This is a genomic window from Aquirufa antheringensis (assembly GCF_023921165.1).
GTDB classification, from domain to species: Bacteria; Bacteroidota; Bacteroidia; order Cytophagales; family Spirosomataceae; genus Aquirufa; species Aquirufa antheringensis.
This window is the reverse complement of sequence record NZ_CP049835.1, coordinates 311,686-328,794: the sequence shown is the minus strand read 5'-3', so window position 1 is coordinate 328,794 and position 17,109 is coordinate 311,686. Positions and strand designations below refer to the sequence as shown.

Sequence of the window (17,109 nt, the reverse complement as noted above, 5' to 3'; positions counted from 1 at the left end):
GGTTAATGAAAATGTTTAGAAATTAAATTGCAAAAATAGCCAATGTCCTAAAAAGAACAAAAATTGCAGGGCAGCAATGAGTCTAAATAGGCTAGATTTCGACGGGAAGGGCGTATTTTGATAGGCCAAATGAAAAACAAAAGAGGCAAACCACCAGGCAATAAAATTTTGGGTGGGCACTTGGACTCCAGCCCAGGTCCAAAAGTCAAAATGCACAGCCACTGGCTCAATTAAGAAATCCAAAGCCGTCATTAATCCCGCGCCTAAGGCTGCTTTACTGATTTTCCCGGCTATGTTCCACTCTTCTACCAGCGCATTCGTTGCTACTACCAGCACTAACCAATTCAAACCAATTGTAATAGGCACATTCAATACTTGAAAACCTAAGGTCTTACCATAAGAGTACTGACCAAAAATTTGACCCGTTCTCACACCCTGCACCTCTAAATACCAAGCCGCAATCGCCAATACACCTAGAAAAAGGTAGGCTTGAAAGGAAGGTTTGGGAAAATACACCAGACAAATGAAGGCCGTAAACCAAAGGGTCAATGGAACGAGTGACGTAAACAAGGCCGCTGTTGCATGTAAATGCATCCCGATTAAACCGGCCGCATACAAGACAATCAAAAAACGTTTCAGAAATACAGGATTCATAGGATTAATTTACCAGCCTTCCGGCTTTTCTAAGACATATCCATCTACTTTCACCACTTTAGGGGGAAATTGACTTTCAACTAATTTAGGGCGGCCAATGATTTGATTTGCCCGAGCGACCTCTGCCACTGAATTATTGTGCCGTCCCGGAGGAAAAAATACGACCACCGACTTATCTAAAAAGGTCGTATTCACGGCCTCGATGCAGGGGACAAAGTCACTATCCCCAGAAACAACAATGGCTATATCGTACACATCTAAATGCGCGTCCATGATCAAGTGAGTCGCTAAATTCACGTCCGTCATCTTCTCAGAAGGTACGACCCATTGATGCCCGCATTCCCTGCAATCCTCGAATTTCGCGTGATAAGAACCATAAATCAGCTCTACACCTGTCGATTCAAGCGCTTCTAAGTAAGTGGTTTGACGCTTCTCTTTGGGCGGATTATGGGTAATTCGACTGGTAAAAAACTTCACCCCCACTAGTTCTTGATTCGAACGAACAAAGCTCTTCATCAATTGATAGACATTTAACCACTTGCATTTGCGAGCGCCGGATTCAATCATCCCAAAATACAAGTTAGACCCATCTACATAGGCCATTACTCGTAATTTTTTCTTTTCATCTGCTTGCATTCGCCTGTGCTTAAATTTATCTTTGTGTTGAGCTCCCCCAAAGATAGCATCTTTGGGCCGATGCCCCGCCTCGGTGGGGCATTTACTATTTTAAGAGCATTCTAATATAAGAAAAAAAACCACAAAAAATGCCCCAGTATTTCTACTGAGGCATTCTGGGCGGATGATGGGATTCGAACCCACTACCCCTGGTACCACAAACCAGTGCTCTAACCGAGTGAGCTACAACCGCCATTTGGGACTGCAAAAATACGCAAAGCTTCCAATATTGCAAAAGAAAGCCGAAAAAAACGGGAGAATTTTCATCCTCCCGTCCAATTGTATTATTTCTGAGCCGCTTGGTAACGCGCTTCTGCTTTGTTCCAATCCACTACACTCCAGAATGCATCGATGTAATCAGGACGCTTGTTTTGGAATTTCAAATAGTAAGCATGCTCCCAAACGTCTAATCCAATCACAGGGAAGCCTTTTACATCAGCCACATCCATCAATGGATTGTCTTGGTTAGGCGTGCTTGAAACCGCTACTGAACCATCTTTCTGCGCTACTAACCACGCCCAGCCTGAACCGAAACGCGTTAAACCCGCTTTCTTAAACTCTTCTTTAAAGGCATCAAAAGAACCAAATTTCGCATCAATCGCTTTCGCTAAAGTGCCTACTGGAGCTCCACCACCGTTTGGCGATAAGATATTCCAGAATAAATCGTGGTTAAAGTGACCACCACCGTTGTTACGAACTGCCGGAGATAAGGTAGAGATAGAAGTGAATAATTCTTCCAAAGACTTTCCTTCTAATCCCGTTCCAGCTACCGCTGCGTTCAAATTCGTCACGTACGCATTGTGGTGACGATCATGGTGGATTTCCATGGTTAATGCATCGAAATGCGGCTCTAACGCATTGTTTGCATAAGGTAATGGGGCTAATGTAAATGACATAATAGTATAATTTAAATGGTGAATGGTAAGTGGTAAATGGTGAATGTTTTGGCTTTTTATTTACCATTAACCATTCACCATTTACCATTTTATTAGCGTCGCATCGAAAAGAACTCCTTTAATAGTTGTTCTGATTCGTTTGCCAAAACCCCGCCAACAATCTCTGTCTTCGGGTGTAAAATGCCTGTTCCTAGTTTTTCAAAGCCGCGCTTCTCTTCTGAAGCACCGTACACTAATCGCCCTAACTGTGACCAATAAATGGCCCCTGCACACATGAGGCAAGGTTCCAGGGTCACGTAAAGCGTGCAATCTTTCAAATACTTAGCGCCGATTGTTTGGGCGGCAGAGGTGATCGCAATCATCTCTGCGTGTGCCGTTACGTCGGTCAAAATTTCCGTTTGGTTATAGGCCTTTGCCACAATTTTTCCTTGGCAAACGACCACTGCTCCTACCGGAATTTCTTCGTCCTCTAAAGCCCGCTCCGCTTGTTTCAGCGCAAGGCTCATATAATATTCATCCTCGTTTGGAATCATAAAACGTCCGATAATTTTGTCAAACGATGACGTAAATAGAAATCTAATAATACGATCGCAGACATCGCCTCCACAATAGGCACGGCGCGTGGCACGACACAAGGATCGTGACGACCTTTGCCTGATACAACAATCTTTTCTCCGGAATTGTTCAAACTATCCTGATCCTGCATAATCGTAGCCACCGGCTTGAATCCTACGCGGAAATAGATGGGCTCGCCATTCGAAATCCCTCCTTGAATACCGCCTGAATGGTTGGTAACCGTGCTTACTTTTCCGGCTTCGTCTTTGACGATGATATCGTTGTGCTGAGATCCGCGGAGTTCAACTCCATCAAATCCAGAACCGTATTCAAAGCCTTTTACGGCATTTATGCTTAACATCGCCTTGCCTAATTCAGCGTGTAATTTATCGAAAACAGGTTCGCCTAAACCCACCGGGCAACCCGTGATGTAGGCAGAAACGACACCTCCCACGGAATCCCCTTGCTTGCGGATTTCATCGATATAGGAGAACATTTCTTCGGCTAATTGGGTGTCAGGACAACGCACGGCGTTTGTTTCTGCAACCGCTAAATCCAGTTGCTCTACAGGCGTTGCTAATTTTAAGGTTCCTACTTGTGAAACGTAGGCGGTAATTTTAACCCCTAATTGGTTTAATACTAATTTTGCCAAAGCCCCAGCAGCCACCCGCGCCACCGTTTCTCTCGCCGAGCTACGGCCGCCTCCACGGTAATCGCGAACACCATATTTTTCTTGGTAGGTAAAATCGGCGTGCGAAGGACGGAACTGATCCGCGATGTGCGAATAGTCCTTCGAACGCTGGTCTCCATTCCAAACGAGCATCGCGATGGGCGTACCCGTCGTTTTACCTTCGAATACACCAGAAACTACTTCCACTGAGTCCGCTTCTTTACGTTGCGTCGTGATGCGCGATTGACCCGGTTTGCGGCGATCTAATTCCGATTGAATAAAATCCAAATCGAAATCAACTCCCGCCGGACAACCTGTCACTACCACTCCTACCGCGGCGCCATGCGACTCACCAAAGGTGCTAATTTGAAATATCTTACCGTATATACTGCCCATACTATTATTTTTTGGCCTTAATTATCAAAATAAGAAGCCAGAGTAAAACCAGCCCTAAAAAAGCATTAAAAATCTGTTTCCAATCAATCCAGCGATAGCCAATCACTTTGTCTGCCGCTAATTTCTCTAGTCCCCGATACAACAACATCGTTTCCGATTGTGTATTTAAAAGGCGATCCGAAGGTTGACCACTCACCGCAAGCGTAATGCCAGAGCGCAAGGTATCATAGCTCGCCGTCCGCGTGTTAAAATAGATCCATTTAAAATAGGATTTAAATGCAAATTTACCCGGTTGCGATGGAATAATCAGTATTTTCTCTGTTTTATTGCCTAACATTTTATCGCCATAGGGATAAACGGAACTTTGAGTCCCCACGGGAAAGAAATTCAAGAAATAATCGGACTCGATTAACTTCGAATCCCACAGAATACTATTCCCATCACCCACCACACTCGAAACATAAACAACCGTGTCTCCTGTCTGAACCTGCTCCCGTGATAAGGTTTCGATTAATCGAAAATCCCCCACAGGTACCTTTCCCTTTAAGGGATGGTTAGGCAATTCTTTAGGCATAATAACGATAGGCTTCGAGCTAAAAACAACCTTATCCGCATTTTTTAACAGCTGCAAACTCACCGATGGAATCACTCTTTTTTGATTGTCTAAAGCGAAATAGGTCGATTGAAAGAATCGGTATTCCGTATATTTTTTATTCTTATAAACCACTTTCGAAACCTTCACTTCTTGCAAGCCAAAACTCTCTTCCCAGCAGTTTTTAGGGCGAATTTTCTGAATTAAGGCTGGAATTTGAATATCATTTCGATCAAAGCTATAGCGTGTCGAATTATCGTCTGGAATAAATAGGGAGAACTTAAGGGTAAACCCTTGGCCCACGAAAGGCTGTAACTGAGTGGAGGTTAATGCCAAAAATACAGAGTTTTGACCCTTAAAAAGTTCTTCAATTTGCGCTTTAGTTTCTTCAACAATCTCTTCTTTTTGTTCTGAAGCACTCACTTGCAGCGCAAAACCATCCATTTTTAAGGACTGCTGATTCACAATGATTTCGGCTGCAGGAATAAGTAGGGTCCCCGGATTAGAGGCTTGGTAATATTGCGAGAAGGTAAAAGAATACACCGGTTCTCCGTTTTGAATATCGGTAGCTTTCGAACGAGAAACCCCTAGTTTTCGCAGACCTGGAAGTTCTGGGAATTTATAAGTAGGCGTTTCCACATTTGCATTAGCTGATTTGAGCACAAAGGATAAAGCGAAATTCTCCTCTAGGGTGATGCTTTTCTCCCCCACTAGTAAGCTAGCTTGTGCGCGCAACTCGGTGAAGGCGAGTAAAAAGACCCAAAAGAAAATGAAAATCCGTCTCATTACTGCAATTTAAGAAATCCTGATTCATTGACCGCATTATCGGGCAATTCGAAGTCGAAAAGATAAGCCAATCGCTATATACTGATCTTCGGGGTGGAGAAAACTTTGGCCTGCCGATATATCTAATTTCAAGTCATCGTTTACATAATAGGCAAAACCGGCATCATAGGAATGATCCGCAAATTCTGACGCAGGAAATCTTCCAAAAACCTCTACATAGGCATAACCCCTCTTACCAATCAACACATTGGGTGCTACCCGATATATCCCTTCAAATGATCCATTCGAATGCATTTCTGTTCCAATATTGTACCCTATGCCGGAACGCTCATTGAAATCATTTTGCATCGTAAAAACCACGTCACCTATCGAGTGTCCACGCAAATTTTTCTCGGAGAAATCCCGATTTTGGTGATCCCAGTTATAATGAACAATCACCGAGGTGCGGGGGATCCAACCTGATGACTGAACTCCGGAAGGCTGAAATATAGCCCATTTAAATCCAAAAGCCTCGGTCTGAAAACGGGTTTCCATCCCTGGCTCTTTCGCTAAAACAGAAACATAGCGCAATTCCAATCGCTTACTTAGTCCATATTTTACTAAGGAAGTGGGAAATAAATATTCTCGGCTTGAGCGATTAAAGCCTAATTCAGCCTGCAAATATCCTTTTTTCACGATGAAGGGACATTCTGTTTGATCCGGGCGATCTGTTTCGATACGACCCTCGCTCTGCGAAAAAGCTGCGAAAGAAATCAAGAATAGGATTAACACTCGTGTAAACATACACGAAGATAGCAATTTTTAGCCTAGTCTAAAAAATTATTTAGAAGAACCTTTAATTGTAAATCCTAAAGCCCCGTAAAACTCCGCAAAATAGATGCTCTGTTCCGCATGATCTACCGGGCGTCCTGTAGTACGAATATCCCATAATTTAGTAGCTCCTGTCTTTATGGTCGTTTCGAAAAACAAAAGTTTGCTTAAATTAAACTTCAATCCCGTCTTCAAGGAAGCTCCTCCGCCGGCTAGGTTCCAGAAATTATTTTGGCCTACTCCGAAAACATGTACATCTGAACGTGGCACTAAGGCTCCTATTCCGACGCCTTGCATCCAATCAATAGCAAAACGACTTTTAGGACTTTGATAAACCGAATTATAGTGCTCTAGTTCAATAGAGGCATAATTATAGCCATCTGTATGCTCTAAATGAACGAATTTCTCTGGGTTTAAAACTAAAGGTGTTTGATTAAAGGTCCCCACATAAGCAGGGTCCACCGAAATGGCTGGAGCAGATGTTTGTGGATTAATATAGCCATTCACTTTGACGGTTTGGCCGTCAGTCACCACATATTTCATATGATCCCAACCAATACTAATAGAAAGATTATCCCTAATGAAGTAACCCGCGTGGAAATTGAACTGCGGAATCGACAATAAACCGGGATCTACATAAGTTTTAAACTCACTTAAAGGCGTGGGTGCATCTAATGCCTCCGCATTTAATAAGGTAAAGTCATATCCTGGACCTATAAAACGAATATCCGAATTAGCATAACTAGACCGATTATACCCCCAGGTGATGTAATAGGCACCCTTTTTATTCGTTTGTTGTGAAAATGCTGACAGATTAATGAGGCTAAACAATGCAATTAATAGGATTTTTTTCATGGGACGGATCTTACATTCGAGCCACAAAGTTCGGCATTTTTTGACGCTTTTATATATCAAAAACTTGATTTTCATCAGAAATCAAGAAGGCGATAACTATAATTCATTCATATTGCCGTAAATTGCATCCCGAATTCATTACCATTACCTTATGAAAAAAACATCTGCGAAATTTGAATACAAAACCTTTGCGTTAGGCGAAAAGCTGACGGAAGAGCAGAAAGAATACTTCAAGAAGTATGGAGTAATTCACTTTAAGAAGTTTATTGAGCCAGAAACAGCGGAACTTTTCATTTCGGAATTAGCGAAAATCGAGAAGCAATGGCTGGAAGAAGGCATTGAAAAGGTAAAAGGGATTCCTTTAAAGTTTGGCAAAGACCACGAAGGAAATCCGATGATTCAACGCATGTGCTTTACGAATCAGTTTAGCCCTGTTTTAGCCGAATTAATCAAAGATCCTCGCTTGCAATTATTAATCGAATTGCTAGCTCCTTACGAGGGACGTATTAGCGAAGATGAGAAAGATGGATTAGTCTTTAATCACTATATCAATCAACCGAATTCGAAGTTCAGCCAAATGGGCTGGCACACGGATAGCCCGCGTGATTTGTTCTTAGGGCAAAAAATCCTTCCGATGTTAAACGTAGGAATTCACCTAGATAACTGCCCTTCTTCGAATGGTGGCCTTCGTGTTTTACCGGGAACACACACACAAGGGGTGTTGAAATTATTGTTTGGGAAGAAGCAATTCATCGACCATAAACCAGATCCAAGAGAAGCGGCATTCGAAATCGAACGTGGCGATTTAACCATTCACGATGGCCGCTTATGGCACCGCGTGGAGGTTTCTCCTAATGTGGGAGAAAAATCCCGTCGTCGCGTGATGTATGTTCCGATTATTACGGGTAAATACAAACCGAAAACAGATCAAAGTAAGACTCCATTCTACCATCGATTTGCAAAGGTGGTAACGAAATAAAAAAAAGCGGCTCTTTTCGAAGGGCCGCTTTTTTTTATGACTTTGATTCTAAATAAGATTGTAAGATGATCGTGGCCGAGACCCGATCGACAGTTCCTTTTTCTCTTCGATCCTTCTTCGACATCCCTCCTGCTATCATTGCTTGCATGGCAAGCTTAGAGGTAAAACGCTCGTCATGTTCTTCTAAAGGAATCAAGGGAAACTTCTTGCGAAAGCTTTTGATAAAAATGCGAACACCGGCAGTGGAATCTGTATCAGTATTGTCTAGATTTTTAGGCATTCCGATCACTACTTGATCCACCGTTTCCTTCGCGAAATAGGTTTGTAAAAATACTAATAAAGTATGGGTAGGGACGGTGTCTAGCCCATTTGCAATAATCTGCAAAGGATCCGTGACCGCGATGCCCGTTCGTTTTAACCCAAAATCAATCGCTAGAATGCGCCCCATCTTAGGAATTTAAATACCCTTTGTCGCGCAAAATCTTATCGAGTAATTTCTTGTCATTATCGTTATTAAACACGCTGAATGGCAAGTGCAAGAATTGGTATTTACCCATCTCAAGAACGTAGGCGTCCTTATCTTTGTATGCACCTAAAATCATATCCCATTTGATCATTCCACCTTCTTTATCAGAAAGCTTCATGAAGATTTGGCGGCTATCGATTTCGTAGCGGTATTTATCAAAAAGTTGCTTGTATTGCGCTAATTGTGTGATTCCGGTAAACTGAATTAACCAGAAAAGAATATATCCAATCACACCGATGGCGATGAAAATATAAATCCAATAGTTTTTATACGTCCCTGTTAAGTTCAAAGCCACATTTCCTAAAACAAGAGCTAAAGGGATAAACGCAAACTTCCACTGGTTAGAGAAAAGCTGACGCATACACAAACCCACAAACTTGTTTTTTTCTAAGGCGAATTTCTTCGTTTTGATCGCTAAGGGATTCGAAGGTACTTGCATTTGGCGCTGTTGAGCACCGTACATTTTAGACATATGGAATGATTTTTAAACGCTAATTAAGGCGTAAAGGTACGAAAATTGGATAATTTTGGTAATTTTAAATCGCACTATTTGAATTAAAGCAATACCTATGTCTGCTAAACAAGTTCTTGATGGCCCTGCCCTCCTCCAAAAAATCCGACGAATTGCCTTTCAAATCTATGAGAATAACTTCGAAGAGTCCGAAATTGTTATCGCAGGGATCGTAGGCGAGGGATTCGCTTTTGCCGAACTATTGTGCGAAGAGATCAAAAGTATCTCTAAAATCAAGGCGATTCCGGTGAAGATTGATTTAAATAAAGCGCAACCATACGATCATCCAGTGAAATTCGAAGGAGGGACGGATGCCTTGGAAAACAAGGTTATCATCGTGGTAGACGACGTGTTGAATACAGGCCGCACCTTCTCCTATAGTTTGGCTCCCTTCTTGAGCATGCACGTTAAGCGGATTCAGGTCGCAGTTATTGTGGATCGCAACTACAAGCGTTTCCCTATTTCAGCAGATTACAAAGGATACGAGCTTTCTACCACGCTTTCAGAGCATGTACAAGTGATCTTATCAGATCCCGCAAAAAGAGGAGTTTATTTAGCCTAGTTTTTCTGCCAAATTTCCCAAGCCTTATCGGCTTGGCCTTGCAACATCTCCAATCCGGCATAGATGCCTCCCACCTTGTGTTCTAGACCCGCCTTCAAGAAAGCAGTTTCCAATGGGTTATAGACGATGTCGTATAAATAATGTTGCTTGTTCAGTAATTCATAAGGGATAGGGGGCTTTTCATCCACCTTCGGGAACATACCCAGCGGTGTCGTATTCACGATCAAACCAATTTCCTCCATTAACTCGGGCATTTGTTCGTAGGTTACCGTTTCATCTGATGCTTGACGGGAAACCTTAATCACCTCGAATCCCATATCTTCTAAAGCCACAATGATCGCTTTCGCAGCGCCACCTTGACCTAATACACAGGCCTTCAGAGATCCGAAATTTTTGAATTTGTCCCAAAACTCCACCGTCGTACGAAACCCCCAATAATCGGTATTATAACCGCGGGTATAGCCATCAGAGGCGATTTTAATCGTATTAACAGCGCCTATTTGCGCGGCGGCTAAATCGATCTCATCGAGCAAAGGCATCACCAATTGCTTGTAAGGAATCGTTACATTCAACCCTTTTAGATTTGGATTCGCCGCTAAAATGGCTTTAAACTCGTCAATACTAGGGATAGGAAATTGCTCGTAAGCATGGGTTTCTGAGAGACCTAGCTTTTCAAATTTTTCCGTGAAATACGCTTTGGAAAAAGAATGACCTAAAGGATACCCAATCAGACCATATAAGTGCGAGATAGCCATCTTATTTGCGTTTTGAAATCAATCCCCAAAGAATGGGAAGAACAGATACTCCCACAATTCCTAAAACGACTTTCTCAAAATTTGCTTTCACAAATTCGTTATCTCCTAAGAAATAACCCGCCGCCGAAATGCTGCTTACCCAGAGGGTCGCCCCTAAAAAGCCGTATAACAAATAGACCGAATAAGACATTCGACCCGCTCCTGCCACAAAGGGCGCTACGGTACGAACGATCGGGATGAATCGGGCCAGGATAACGGTTTTGGGACCATATTTGGCATAAAATGCTTCTGTCTCTTCTATGTGCTTGCGCTTCAAAAACAAGACCTGTTCGCGCTCCCGAATGATATTACTGAAATATTTACCGATAAAATAATTGACTTGATCCCCTAAAAGCGCCGCCCCAATTAACAAGGGAATCACCGTTCCAAGAGATAATTCTCCACTAGCCGCAGCTAATAAACCCACCGAGAACAACAAGGAATCGCCCGGCAAAAAAGGCATCACTACGAGCCCCGTTTCTACAAAAACGATCAGAAACAGGAGACCATAAGTCAATGCGCCATGAGCGGCAATGAATTCTGATAAAAACGTCAAAGGATCCTTTAAGAGATCTAACAAAAGCTGTAGCATCCGAACTATTTCGTTAAGAAGTGGTCAAATGTATCGCCACGTAATCCTAAACGAATTGTTTCAAGTGAAACTACTTCTTGCGGTGCAATATTTCCTACGTTCACGTTCGCTCCTACCAGTTTCACGAACCAAACTTGTTGCGACTTCTGCGGTGCTTCCCAGATGATTTTCTCCTCTGGAATCTCCGTTAAAATTTCTTCTACTAAGCCTTGACGCACTTCTCCAGACGAACGGAACAAACCCACATTACCCCCCTCACGCGCCTCTCCGATCACCTTCCAGGCACCCGCCTCTAATTCCATGCGCATCAATTTGATCCACTTGTAGGGAGGAATAATTTTAGCTTCATCCTTCGAACCCACTTCAGAAAGAACGGTTACTTGCGTGGCTAAGGTGCGAATTAATTCACATTTGATATCAGACTCCATTTCGATTGAACCGTCCGAAACTTCGGCATATTCCATCCCATATTCGTCTAATACGCGACGGTAATCATCAAATTGCCCGCGAATATAAAACGCCTCAAATAAGGTTCCTCCAAAATAGACAGGAATTCCAGCGGACTTATATAAAGCTAACTTTTCCTTCAAATTAGGGGTCACATAGGAAGTAGCCCAACCTAATTTGACGATATCTGTATAATCTGCGCCAGTTTCCAAGAAATCCTCCACTTGACGTAGACTTAGTCCTTTATCCATGACCATGGTTAAGCCTTTCTGACGAGGTTTAGCCGTGCGATCTGGAATTTGATTTAAATGATAATTCATATAGTTTATTAATGGATTGGTACGGTTTTGTGCCAAATATCCACAAAAATAAGCATTCCAAACGAGAGCCACAATTTTCCCTCGATTTCTACCTTAAAAAATAAACTTTTGGGGTCACGATTTGTTTAGTATTTTTGATCTTAAATTAGTGCTCTTCACCATCACAAAAAATACAAACGAATGAAAAAGTTTAGCTTAACTTTCCTTACACTGTTATTCGTATCTGTTTCTATTTTCGCTAATACGGCTTCTGATGCCATTCTAGGCGAATGGATTTCCCAAGATAAAGACGGGAAAATCATTATTTACAAACAAGGGGATCAATACCATGGAAAAATTTCCTGGGGTAAGACACCCGGAAGAAGAGATGGTAAAAATCCAGACGAAAAATTACGTAGTAGAGAACTACTAGGTGCCGTGATTTTAAAGAACTTCAAATTCACCGGTTCTGCCTGGGAAAACGGGACGATTTACGATCCTAACTCTGGAAAGACCTACGATTGCATCCTAAAAATAAAAGACGGGAACAAAACATTAGATATTCGCGGTTTTGTGGGTATCTCGATGTTTGGTAGAACTTCTACCTGGACACGCTCTTAATCTAATCATCCCGCCTAACATGGAACCAAACGAACAAGTTTTAGCCTACCTGAATCAAAATTTACACAAAAAAATCGCTGACGGAAATCCAGCTCCCATTGGAAAATGGTTAGACGGGACCTTAGTGAAAGCCGAAGCAGGTAAATTAACCGCTGAATTTGTGGTTAGACCAGATCAATTAAACCATGCAGGAGTTATCCATGGCGGTGTGATTTCTGCCATGTTAGATGAGATGATGGGAATGACACTGATTACCGCGAAGATCGACCACCTCTATGTGACGATTAATTTGTACATCGACTTTTTATACGGTGCAAAGGCGAACGAGGTTATTACTGTCACCACCGAGATTCACCGCGTGGGTAAGAAGATTGCTAATGTAGAAGCTAAATTGCATAATGCCCAAGGCAAACTGCTCGCAAAAGGAGTAAGTAACTTAGCAGCAACTTCGATTCCTTTTTCTTTCTAAGACAATAATTGGTAGACGGCGAAGGCTGATAAGTAGGCCAAAGCCGTCATATAGCCAAACTGAATCAAAGGATACTTCCACGACTTCGTCTCGCGGTAAGTCGTGGCAAGCGTACTCATACATTGCATCGCAAAAGCGTAGAAAATCAACAACGAGAAACCTAAGGCCGCATCGTACATGGGCTTGCCTGTCGCCGGATTAATTTCTGCGCGCATCCGGTTTTTAATCGTTGCATTTTCATCATCCACTTCCCCTCCCATACTGTAGATGGTAGACATGGTTCCCACGAAGACTTCGCGGGCAGCAAAAGAAGTGATTAACGCAATCCCGATTTTCCAGTCATAGCCTAAAGGACGAATCACCGGCTCCACAAAGTGACCAAAATGCCCCGCATACGAGTTCTCTAATTTCTCTGCTGAGATTTTATTTTGCAGTTTAACTCCTTGCAAAGTTGGATTTTCCTGGCGAACCCGAGCCTCTGCTTCGGCAATTTTATCACCTGGGCCGTAGCTCGCTAACACCCAAAGAACAATCGAGATGGCCACAATAATCTTACCCGCTTCGAACACAAAAGCATTGACCGAATTAAAAATGGTCATCGCCACGTGCTTGAATCGAGGCCCCTTGTAGGTGGGCAATTCCATGATGAAATAGCTCTTTTCTTTGGCCTTTAAAATAACCTTCATCACCCAAGCAGAAACCAATGCCATGAAGAAGCCCAACAAATACAGCCCAAATAAAGCCAAGCCTTGCAAATTAAATAAGCCAAATAGCGTATTTTTCTCCGGCACGACTAGGGCAATCAATACCGTATAAATGGGTAGACGTGCCGAGCATGACATCAAAGGAGTCACTAAAATAGTGATCAAACGATCCTTCCAAGAACCGATCGATCGCGTACTCATAATCGCCGGCACCGCACAAGCTACCCCAGAAATCAAGGGCACTACGGACTTTCCATTTAACCCAAATCGACGCATCAACTTGTCCATAATGAACATTACCCGTGACATATACCCCGTCTCCTCTAAGAGGGAAATGAACAAAAACAAAAAGGCGATTTGCGGAATGAAGATTAAAACGCCACCGATACCCGCTATCAAACCATCCGTTAATAAGGCGGTCAAAGCAGAATCAGGCAACACGCCTTTCAACCAATCATTCAACGCAGCCACTCCCCCGTCGATGGCGTCCATCGGATAGGTAGCCCACGTAAAAATGGCCTGGAACATCACGAAAAGAATAGCTAAAAAGAATACATAACCTCCCACCGGATGTAAAAAGAATTTATCCAATCGATCCGTCCAGGTCCGAACAGGTGCGGCATCCCATTGGCGATTTAAATTAATCACACAACGATCTACCACCTCCGTAATTTGCTCGTAACGCTTGACCGTCTCTTCCGATTGGTATTTCTTTGACGAAAAATGGTGCTTGTTTTGAATAGCATCGAACGATTCTCGCTGCTGTTTAGAGAACATTTTCATCCGATCATGTTCCATTAACCACAAAAGCGAACGATAAGTCTCCCCGTCCCCAAACTTTGCCTGCACCTCTTGAATGAGCTCCTCTGCGACCGGTAATGGAAGCGCATCGTTCGAAGCATAGCGATTTGCAAGCGACTTTACGACGGCTAGTTTCAGGCCATTTAAACCAATCCCTCGTTTAGCATTCACCTCTGCCACCTCCACATTTAGTTCACGTGCCAGCTTGATCGAGTTAATGACGTAGCCCTCATTTTCCGCGACATCAATCATGTTTAAGGCCAAAACCGTAGGTATACCTAGGTCTCGTACCTGCGAGAACAGCAATAAATTACGTTTTAAATTAGAGGCATCCGCCACCACGATGGCCATATCCGGAAAATCTGGATGGGTGGGATCCCCTAAGATATTGATCACTAATTCCTCGTCGATTGACTTCGGATAAATACTGTAGATACCTGGCAAATCTAAAATTTCTACCGGTCGCTTAGGCTCTAATTCCCAAATTCCCGTCAACTTTTCCATGGTCACCCCCGGAAAATTACCCGTCTTCTGATTCAATCCTGTTAAGGAATTGAATAGAGAGGATTTTCCTGCATTGGGATTTCCAATCAGTGCTATTTTAGGTGTTTTTGCCAAAATTTATGTTCGTTTAATCAGCATCGTTTCCGCTTCCTCCCGCCGCATAGACAGCGTGTAAGAACCAGAAACACGTATAGCGATCGGATCGCCGAAAGGTGCCAGATGGGTCAATACAACCTCCGTTCCCGGCAAACATCCCATTTCTAATAGCTTTAACGAAAGTGACTCGTCCGTGAAGCCCACTATCTCCCCCTTTTCTCCAATCTTCAAGTCGGCCAAGTTTACCATTCTCACTATTTAGAATAATTCAAAATTAGACACAAATGTACTAAGTATTTCTGAGCTAAAAAATGATACAAATAGTTTTTTCTGTCGTAAATTGCAGGTTCATGGCATTAACAGAAATTTTCGTGTTGATTCGCAAAGAAATGCAATTAGAGTGGCGCAACAAATATGCGATCCACGGGCTAGTGCTGTATTTAGCGGCGACCATTTTCATCTGCTATTTATCCTTTAAAGCCAAACAACAGTCTATCCATCCGATCATGTGGAATACGTTGTTTTGGATCATCCTTTTGTTCTCCGCCGTGAATGCGGTGGGCAAGAGTTTTACCCAAGAATCCGCGAACCGAAACATCTTCTATTATACGTTTGCGAAGCCTGAATCGGTTATTTTCAGTAAAATCATCTACAACACGTTAGTGATGCTGGGCGTATCCTTAATCGGCATTTTCTTTTATTCCTGGGTCATGGGGAATCCGGTGGGAAATATGCCACTGTACCTTCTTTCCCTGCTTTTAGGTGCGATTGGGTTTGCATCTACTCTTTCTTTAGTGGCTGGAATCGCGGCACAGGGAGAAAATTCAGCCACTTTGATGGCGGTGATGAGCTTTCCGCTGATCATTCCGTTGCTTTTGTTATTATTAAAATTATCCAAAAGTGCCCTTGACGGTATTTCACTCTCAGAAAACTGGGATGAGATCGCCATTTTAGGCGCTTTAGATATCATCGTTATTGTATTTTCTGGGATCCTTTTCCCGTATATATGGAAACAGTAAAACGCCAATATTGGAAGATTTTGTCGATCATTTTATTGATCTACACCGTCTATGCCGGTTTTAACGGACAAGTGCCGCGCCAACCGATCTTGAACGAGACGATCCGCAACCTGTATTTTCACGTGACGATGTGGTTCACGATGATTTTCCTGCTAGGAACATCTGTGTATCATTCGATTCAATATTTGCGCAAATCAGATTTGAAATCTGATCTGATTTCGAGTGCATATGTGGAGGTGGGAATGGTTTTCGCCATTTTAGGCTTGATTACGGGAAGTGTTTGGGCGAAGTTTACGTGGGGAGATTGGTGGACAAACGACCCAAAATTAAATTCCGTCGCGATCGGTTTATTAATCTACCTAGCTTATTCGCTCGTACGTTCTTCGATGCCAGATGAGATGCAGAAAGCACGAATTTCGTCGGTTTACAACATCTTTGCGTTCGTCATCTTTATGGTGTTGATTTGGATTTTGCCACGCATGACCGATTCCTTGCATCCAGGAAATGGCGGAAACCCGGCTTTTTCTAAAATGGACTTAGATAACCGCATGCGAATGGTTTTTTATCCAGCGATTATTGGCTGGACTTTATTGGGTTTTTGGATCGCGCAATTGCGTATCCGTATTAAAAACATAGAACAACAAAACGAGTTATAATGAAAGCTTTCCTTTTACTCTTATTATTAAGTTTCACGGCCAGCGCTCAAGCGAGCGATATTGAAATGGCTGATCAATTCCGTGCAGACGGGAAAATATATGTGGTGATTGCCGTTGTCAGCGTTGTGTTGATGGGGTTATTTGCCTATTTATTTCGTTTAGAGAGAAAAGTCACTGATTTAGAAAAACGCAGCAAATGAAAAAGACACACATCATTGGATTAATTTTAATTGCCGTTGCTATTGGAATCATCCTGATTACAACGGGTGACGCGAGTACCTATGTGGGCTTTGATGAGGCTGAACGTATTTCCCAGCAGGATCCGAATCAGAAAGTACACGTCGTAGGAACTTTGAGAAAAGACGCAGCAGGCCAAATCGTGGGCTTAAATTACAACCCTGCCTTAGATGCGAATCGTTTAGAGTTTTTAGTGCAAGACAGTTTAGGCCGGGAAAACCAAGTGATTTATGCCGCTCCTAAGCCGCAGGATTTTGAGAAATCTGAGAAGATTGTACTCGTAGGCAGCATGCATTCTGACAAGGTTTTCTATTGCGATAAAATTCTATTAAAGTGCCCTTCTAAGTACCAAGAAGGTAAAATTTCAGCAGACTCAAGCGCCTCAGTAGCAGCAAAAAATTAA

General features: G+C 42.7%; 23 protein-coding genes and 1 tRNA gene. 8 read left to right on the top strand and 16 right to left on the bottom strand.

The annotated features are described in order from the left end of the window. Window positions 1–15 precede the first annotated feature (15 nt). From G9X63_RS01570 to G9X63_RS01530, 9 genes are all read right to left on the bottom strand, one after another. Window positions 16–654 carry a carotenoid biosynthesis protein gene (locus tag G9X63_RS01570; RefSeq protein WP_252623552.1) on the bottom strand — a complete coding sequence of 213 codons (639 nt, stop codon included), beginning with the start codon at window positions 652–654 and terminating at the stop codon, window positions 16–18. Between the two features lie 9 nt (window positions 655–663). Beyond that, complete coding sequence (locus G9X63_RS01565; protein ID WP_130894856.1) at window positions 664–1,290, bottom strand: NYN domain-containing protein; 627 nt, start codon at window positions 1,288–1,290, stop codon at window positions 664–666. 158 nt (window positions 1,291–1,448) lie between these two features. Next, window positions 1,449–1,522: transfer RNA gene (locus tag G9X63_RS01560), tRNA-His, on the bottom strand. A gap of 91 nt (window positions 1,523–1,613) precedes the next feature. Then, a complete protein-coding gene (locus G9X63_RS01555) occupies window positions 1,614–2,225 on the bottom strand; it encodes a superoxide dismutase (protein ID WP_252623549.1) in 612 nt (203 codons plus the stop codon). Window positions 2,226–2,317: 92 nt separating this feature from the next. Beyond that, window positions 2,318–2,758 carry a nucleoside deaminase gene (locus tag G9X63_RS01550; RefSeq protein ID WP_130894849.1) on the bottom strand — a complete coding sequence of 147 codons (441 nt, stop codon included), beginning with the start codon at window positions 2,756–2,758 and terminating at the stop codon, window positions 2,318–2,320. Next, on the bottom strand, window positions 2,755–3,846 hold the full coding sequence (aroC, locus tag G9X63_RS01545) for a chorismate synthase (protein WP_252623546.1): 1,092 nt from the start codon (window positions 3,844–3,846) through the stop codon (window positions 2,755–2,757). Before aroC ends, G9X63_RS01550 begins: the two co-directional genes overlap by 4 nt. A 4-nt stretch (window positions 3,847–3,850) precedes the next feature. Next, window positions 3,851–5,224 carry a BatD family protein gene (locus G9X63_RS01540; protein WP_252623543.1) on the bottom strand — a complete coding sequence of 458 codons (1,374 nt, stop codon included), beginning with the start codon at window positions 5,222–5,224 and terminating at the stop codon, window positions 3,851–3,853. Between the two features lie 36 nt (window positions 5,225–5,260). Continuing rightward, window positions 5,261–6,007, bottom strand: coding sequence for a transporter (locus tag G9X63_RS01535; RefSeq protein WP_130894846.1), 747 nt, complete (start codon window positions 6,005–6,007; stop codon window positions 5,261–5,263). A 36-nt stretch (window positions 6,008–6,043) separates the two neighbouring features. Next, complete coding sequence (locus G9X63_RS01530) at window positions 6,044–6,889, bottom strand: hypothetical protein (RefSeq protein ID WP_252623540.1); 846 nt, start codon at window positions 6,887–6,889, stop codon at window positions 6,044–6,046. 151 nt (window positions 6,890–7,040) lie between these two features. Between G9X63_RS01530 and G9X63_RS01525 the strand changes: the two genes are divergently transcribed. Beyond that, window positions 7,041–7,868: a phytanoyl-CoA dioxygenase family protein gene (locus G9X63_RS01525; RefSeq protein WP_252623537.1), complete on the top strand. Its 828-nt coding sequence runs from the start codon at window positions 7,041–7,043 to the stop codon at window positions 7,866–7,868. Window positions 7,869–7,902: 34 nt separating this feature from the next. Here the strand turns inward: G9X63_RS01525 and ruvX are convergent, their stop codons facing one another. Then, window positions 7,903–8,316, bottom strand: a complete 414-nt coding sequence (ruvX, locus tag G9X63_RS01520) for a Holliday junction resolvase RuvX (RefSeq protein ID WP_130894843.1) — start codon at window positions 8,314–8,316, stop codon at window positions 7,903–7,905. A gap of 1 nt (window position 8,317) precedes the next feature. Then, on the bottom strand, window positions 8,318–8,866 hold the full coding sequence (locus tag G9X63_RS01515) for a YcxB family protein (RefSeq protein WP_252623534.1): 549 nt from the start codon (window positions 8,864–8,866) through the stop codon (window positions 8,318–8,320). Window positions 8,867–8,963: 97 nt separating this feature from the next. Between G9X63_RS01515 and G9X63_RS01510 the strand changes: the two genes are divergently transcribed. Next, a complete protein-coding gene (locus G9X63_RS01510) occupies window positions 8,964–9,467 on the top strand; it encodes a phosphoribosyltransferase family protein (protein ID WP_130894842.1) in 504 nt (167 codons plus the stop codon). Here G9X63_RS01510 and G9X63_RS01505 read toward each other — a convergent pair. Genes G9X63_RS01505 through G9X63_RS01495 form a run of 3 tightly spaced genes read right to left on the bottom strand, consistent with a single transcriptional unit; the run spans window position 9,464 to window position 11,620 of the window. Further along, window positions 9,464–10,222 carry a shikimate dehydrogenase family protein gene (locus tag G9X63_RS01505; protein WP_252623531.1) on the bottom strand — a complete coding sequence of 253 codons (759 nt, stop codon included), beginning with the start codon at window positions 10,220–10,222 and terminating at the stop codon, window positions 9,464–9,466. The genes G9X63_RS01510 and G9X63_RS01505 overlap by 4 nt on opposite strands. A 1-nt stretch (window position 10,223) precedes the next feature. Then, window positions 10,224–10,853, bottom strand: coding sequence for a VTT domain-containing protein (locus G9X63_RS01500; protein ID WP_252623528.1), 630 nt, complete (start codon window positions 10,851–10,853; stop codon window positions 10,224–10,226). Between the two features lie 5 nt (window positions 10,854–10,858). Continuing rightward, window positions 10,859–11,620 carry a phosphosulfolactate synthase gene (locus tag G9X63_RS01495; RefSeq protein ID WP_130894839.1) on the bottom strand — a complete coding sequence of 254 codons (762 nt, stop codon included), beginning with the start codon at window positions 11,618–11,620 and terminating at the stop codon, window positions 10,859–10,861. Between the two features lie 180 nt (window positions 11,621–11,800). Between G9X63_RS01495 and G9X63_RS01490 the strand changes: the two genes are divergently transcribed. Both G9X63_RS01490 and G9X63_RS01485 read left to right on the top strand, forming a co-directional pair. Next, window positions 11,801–12,220, top strand: a complete 420-nt coding sequence (locus G9X63_RS01490; protein WP_130894838.1) for a DUF2147 domain-containing protein — start codon at window positions 11,801–11,803, stop codon at window positions 12,218–12,220. 19 nt (window positions 12,221–12,239) lie between these two features. Further along, a complete protein-coding gene (locus G9X63_RS01485; RefSeq protein WP_130894837.1) occupies window positions 12,240–12,689 on the top strand; it encodes a PaaI family thioesterase in 450 nt (149 codons plus the stop codon). On the opposite strand, the gene feoB is transcribed toward G9X63_RS01485, so the two are convergent. Both feoB and G9X63_RS01475 read right to left on the bottom strand, forming a co-directional pair. Beyond that, complete coding sequence (gene feoB / locus G9X63_RS01480) at window positions 12,686–14,812, bottom strand: ferrous iron transport protein B (RefSeq protein ID WP_130894836.1); 2,127 nt, start codon at window positions 14,810–14,812, stop codon at window positions 12,686–12,688. The genes G9X63_RS01485 and feoB overlap by 4 nt on opposite strands. 3 nt (window positions 14,813–14,815) lie before the next feature. Continuing rightward, entirely contained in the window at window positions 14,816–15,043 is a 228-nt protein-coding gene (locus G9X63_RS01475) for a FeoA family protein (RefSeq protein WP_130894835.1), read from the bottom strand. A gap of 101 nt (window positions 15,044–15,144) precedes the next feature. Between G9X63_RS01475 and G9X63_RS01470 the strand changes: the two genes are divergently transcribed. Genes G9X63_RS01470 through G9X63_RS01455 form a run of 4 tightly spaced genes read left to right on the top strand, consistent with a single transcriptional unit; the run spans window position 15,145 to window position 17,109 of the window. Beyond that, window positions 15,145–15,813, top strand: a complete 669-nt coding sequence (locus G9X63_RS01470) for a heme exporter protein CcmB (protein WP_130922748.1) — start codon at window positions 15,145–15,147, stop codon at window positions 15,811–15,813. Continuing rightward, window positions 15,801–16,469: a cytochrome c biogenesis protein gene (ccsA, locus tag G9X63_RS01465; RefSeq protein ID WP_130894833.1), complete on the top strand. Its 669-nt coding sequence runs from the start codon at window positions 15,801–15,803 to the stop codon at window positions 16,467–16,469. The genes G9X63_RS01470 and ccsA overlap by 13 nt, the downstream gene beginning before the upstream one ends. After that, on the top strand, window positions 16,469–16,669 hold the full coding sequence (locus tag G9X63_RS01460) for a CcmD family protein (protein WP_130894832.1): 201 nt from the start codon (window positions 16,469–16,471) through the stop codon (window positions 16,667–16,669). The genes ccsA and G9X63_RS01460 overlap by 1 nt, the downstream gene beginning before the upstream one ends. Continuing rightward, window positions 16,666–17,109 (top strand): cytochrome c maturation protein CcmE domain-containing protein, encoded by a 444-nt coding sequence (locus G9X63_RS01455; protein ID WP_130894831.1) that lies wholly within the window; start codon window positions 16,666–16,668, stop codon window positions 17,107–17,109. Before G9X63_RS01460 ends, G9X63_RS01455 begins: the two co-directional genes overlap by 4 nt.